This is a genomic window from Pueribacillus sp. YX66, from assembly GCF_041725775.1.
In the GTDB taxonomy this organism is placed as follows: Bacteria; Bacillota; Bacilli; order Bacillales; family UBA6769; genus Pueribacillus.
Genome location: NZ_JBEUEL010000026.1, coordinates 1 through 4,479 on the forward strand (window position 1 = coordinate 1; position 4,479 = coordinate 4,479).

Genomic DNA, 4,479 nt, shown 5'->3' on the forward strand with positions numbered 1-4,479 from the left:
TAGCCTAAAAAGCGTACAAAAATAGAGTGCTGAAAATATTGGTGTAAAAGAACAACCGAGAATAACTTGACACATACTATATAAAACAAACAGTTGATCAATAGTGATAAAGTTGGTATTGCTAGGCGAAAAACATGATTTTTAAGCAAAACACGAGAAGTTGTCATTTAAAATAAAGATAGCGGTTAAAGTTTTATGTGAACATCAAGCTAAATTGTCGGAAAATGACTAAGAAATGAGGGGGAAAGTGATCTTGAAAAGAATTTTAATTGGTTGCGGTTTGATTATTTTAATTATTGTAGGGAGTATCGTACTGTTTTTTGGAGTGCGGCAATTTGTCGTTCATCAAGGTGCGAAGAAAATTGATTGGAAGGTGAATGATGAAGAATACATACAGACATTATTAGAGGAAGTATCACTTCAGCATGAAACAAGGTACGTTATTGACGATGCAGTCATATATCTTAAAGAGACAGAACTAAGCAGTGAACCTAAACAGTTTTATTCATTTGATATTGAGAAGTGGAAGAATAGCACTTCGATGGAGCATAAAGCAGGCAGAGTTGGAAAAGTTAGGATTCGACCAGCATTAGATCAATTTTTCGAACAAATAAACTTTAAATCATACGGTCTTCCTGAAGTGTCATTAGAGGCAGGACAGATTGTAATTAAAAAGGATAAAGACGTCCACTCAATCGATGTAGTATCAGAACAGTGGTATTTAACCCACTTTAATCAAGATGCGCTTATTCTTCAATCTTATAAAGGAGAAAGTGGTGCTTATTTTGTTTTCTTTGACGAAGATATTGAAGTAATTCCGTTAAAAGAAAACGCACTTATTAATAATAGTAGCGTGCAAGTATTTGAGGAATTGCTGTTAGCCAACCCAATGATACAAGAAAAGCATAGCCGCTTTTTACCATTCAATTATTCGACAGTTTGGGACAGGAAAAAGAAACAGTTTTACACAATAGATGAGGCTGATTTATTAAGTCAAGATGGTCAGTCCGTTCTATTAAATTATGATCGTGTTCGAGAGGAAAATTATCACTTTTATCTGCTAACGATCGAACATTATATCGAAAAAAACGACAAGCAAAAGATGATAAAAATTCCCGAGGCCGCGATTATCAAAAAATCTACATTACCAGCGTCAGGTTTAGGTGATATCGGTATTTTATCATTCACAAGTGATCGAATCATTTTTGAATCAAATACGCCTAGTTTTATTTTTGGAACAGCAGGAATCGTTAAAGTTAGTGTTGAATTAACGGAGAAAAAACCACATTATTCGATTATTTATATTGAAGAAAATAGGTAATGAAATTGATTAGAAATCGTTATATATCAATCGATTAATTTATCACATCGCAACTTTCCGCAAGCCCCCGTTTCAAGACTTGAGTCGAGGAAGTCTAGAAATGGAGGCAAATGGACGCTAAGTATTTGACTTGATAAGTCTACTAAATTACAAAACATAAAAGTAAAGGGTATTAGATAAAGTCACGGACAAAGGGAGGCGGCTCGATGCAACAAAAGTATTCTTTACTGTAAAATCGCAGGTTAGCATACATGTATTAAAAGTTAAAAAATCCCTTATAAAGTACTGGGTCAGAATATTCTTTCGACTTTAAATTAATGATGTTAAAATTTAACAATAAATTTAGTATGTTAGCAATTCTTATAAGTGGAAAATAAGCAGAGAAGGGAGTAAAACGGACAGGTGACCGAGATAAAGTCTCACCTTTCATATTTAAAAAAATTAACGGCAAAAATATCCGCGACTAATGAATCGTTATTAGAGGTAAAGGGGATTCCTCCGATGTCTGAACATACGAATCTAAACCCAAATGAACAAATGAAAGATGTATTTAATGATTCACAGCGGTTGACAAACAATTTTTGCGTCTGTTTAAGAAAAGATGTAAAGCGTGTTGAATCAATCGGTCAATCGTTTCAAGAACGTGATGAGCATATCGCTAGTCAAATGAACGGTGGTCATCATGCTAGTAAGCCGATTTAGGTTGAGGGATGATAATGGGATCTATAGAAAAGAGTCGAAATCTTTTAAGAGAAATCGGTCAAAATGAGGAAGCTTTAGAAAAAACGTCATTACAATTAAAAAAGTTAGATAATAAATTTATCGAAATTGAATCAATTTTACAACGAGGGAAATATTTAATCCATGAAACTAGTGAAGGCTGGAAAGGCGAACGAGCGAATCGATATTTAAATCAGTCATTCATTAATTACTCTGAACTGAGAAAACAGCTGCAAAGTGAATTACATGAACACCAAGAAAGACTTATAGAGCAAAAAAGTCAGCTAAGGAAAAAAGGGGAATTATTGCAAAAGGCATATGCAGAATTAAAAGCTAAGGAGCAGTGAAGATGGGATTAAAGGTTCATATGCCAGAGGTTCATGAGCAAATACAAGGGATAAATAACATTTTAAACGAAAAAATCAAGTCTGCGGAAAGTGTTTTACAAGCATTAGAGAGCTTTATAAATGATGGTGAATTAATAGGAAAATCTTATCGTTCTGCGCAAATCTACTTTGACGTTACGTATGGAGCGCTAACGAGAGGAATGATTCGTGCAAACGAAGAAATTATTAAAGCGAATCAAAAGTTTATAAGCCAATTTCAAAGCTTAGTTGATCCTTCACCTTTAGCTGTCATTGATGAAGCTCAGCTTCTTATATTAATAGACAAAGTGACTCATTGGCAAAACTTGCTTAAAAACGCAATTTTGGATGGTTTTACCTTTAATCGCCAACATCTAATTCAAGAAATATTTAAAGCAAAACAAATGTTGCAAATGATTGAAGACTTGCGCGTATTTAACGGATTAAGTTTTTATGAATATGCTGAGTACTTATTAATTCAAATAGAAACAGGCTTATTAATGATATCAGACGAAAATTATTGGAATGAAGATACACAGACATATGAATTTACACTAACTGATATGGAATGGAGTCAAATTTTATCGAAAGATTGGAAATACTCTTTCCTCGATGACGATGAAAAGTTTTCACAACAAATGAAAGAACAGTTCGGCTTTGAAGAGGAAGAAATAAAGCTTATGCTGAAATTAAAAGAGAAATTAAAGGAGAAGTTTCCTGATGCAACACAAGTAGAACTAGATTATTACTTTACACGATTAATAGGTGGTTTTAGTTATGGAGGTCCAGGCTGGAATCGGGATGAAATTAAATGGAAGCAAACAGCAGGATCTCCTTATAACGGAATGAGTGAAGAAGAATTTTTCACAAAGTATTTAGGTTTTTCCAAGAAAGAATACAAGTTGCTGAGGTATAAAAGTCGAATACAAAACCAAATCGTTTCTACACCGGAAAAACTGAGTTGGAAACAGATCGAAAAAGATGGTCAGATTGATATTTATAAGGCAAGTTTGGAAAAAGCGATAGGAAGAAAATTAACGAAAGAGGAGTTTAAGAAATATTGGATTAATCAGTATAATAACATGGTGAATAAAGGAGATTTTTCACATCAACAAATTACAACTTCTTCAATGCTTTACGATGGAAGTTATAGCCTTTTACACAATCTGTATCCAGGAAAAGAGAAAATAGAAGACTTAGCAGGTTGGTTAGGTGATGCCACGTTAGGGGATCCTCCTAGCTTCGGAGATGATGATTATAAGGCAGACTTAGATGCCGAAAATATTAATTATTTAATGAAAACTCATCATTTATCTTATCAAGACGCTGTGAATAAATATTATCAAGAAGTAGGCAAATCCTATACACGGGCAGAGTTATTTCTAAAACATACACCGATTGAAAAAGTTAAAGAACAGGTATTTTCAGAATTGAAAATTAAAGATATGAATGAATTAAAAGAGAAAGCACCTGAAACGTACAACTTTATTCGCAGTCTTGAAGAAAACAAACATGAAATGGGTAGTTACGAATGAAAAAAATAATTTATGTTGTAATAAGTGTCGTTCTGTTATTTATCGGAGGTCATTACGTGTATAAGGCAATAAAAGTAAAAAATGTGTTTGATGAGATGTATTATGCGGAAGTGCAGCCTGTTTCAATGATGTATACATCGACAAGCTTTCAAAATCTTGTATCGGCTCAGGTGTTAGAAAATTTACCTAATACAGTGCGGGAGAATTATTTGCCAAATTTATATCAAGAATCGTATAAAAATGAATCTTTAAAGAGCAACGAAGGTATAAGTATATTTTTTGATAAAAACGAAGAAACAGTTAAGTTTGTAGGTACGCTAGATTATTCAAATGATCCTGCAGGTGAAAAATTTGAAGGGCTACGATTTGCTTATCTATATAGCGTGAATTCTAAGAAATTGATAATCAGTGAAATTGAACTTGTAATCGTATCGAATGAACTTGCTCATAAGGATATTGAAACAAAGGCTCCAGAAGAAATCGCAAAATTTATGAAGAAGCACAATCTAACAGAGGAAGATTTAACAGGGTATCAAGA

The 4,479-nt window shown here is 33.4% G+C and carries 5 protein-coding genes; all 5 read left to right on the forward strand.

Annotated features, from left to right (window positions below; translation table 11 throughout):
• Positions 1-253 precede the first annotated feature (253 nt).
• Positions 254-1,321, forward strand: a complete 1,068-nt coding sequence (locus tag ABU914_RS11375; RefSeq protein WP_379669852.1) for a hypothetical protein — start codon at positions 254-256, stop codon at positions 1,319-1,321.
• A 402-nt stretch (positions 1,322-1,723) separates the two neighbouring features.
• Positions 1,724-2,023 carry a TIGR04197 family type VII secretion effector gene (locus ABU914_RS11380; protein ID WP_379669853.1) on the forward strand — a complete coding sequence of 100 codons (300 nt, stop codon included), beginning with the start codon at positions 1,724-1,726 and terminating at the stop codon, positions 2,021-2,023.
• 14 nt (positions 2,024-2,037) lie between these two features.
• Positions 2,038-2,388: a hypothetical protein gene (locus ABU914_RS11385; protein ID WP_379669854.1), complete on the forward strand. Its 351-nt coding sequence runs from the start codon at positions 2,038-2,040 to the stop codon at positions 2,386-2,388.
• A 2-nt stretch (positions 2,389-2,390) separates the two neighbouring features.
• On the forward strand, positions 2,391-3,941 hold the full coding sequence (locus ABU914_RS11390; RefSeq protein ID WP_379669855.1) for a hypothetical protein: 1,551 nt from the start codon (positions 2,391-2,393) through the stop codon (positions 3,939-3,941).
• 56 nt (positions 3,942-3,997) lie between these two features.
• A partial coding sequence (locus ABU914_RS11395; RefSeq protein ID WP_379669856.1) for a TipC family immunity protein occupies positions 3,998-4,479 on the forward strand: 482 nt, incomplete at its 3' end.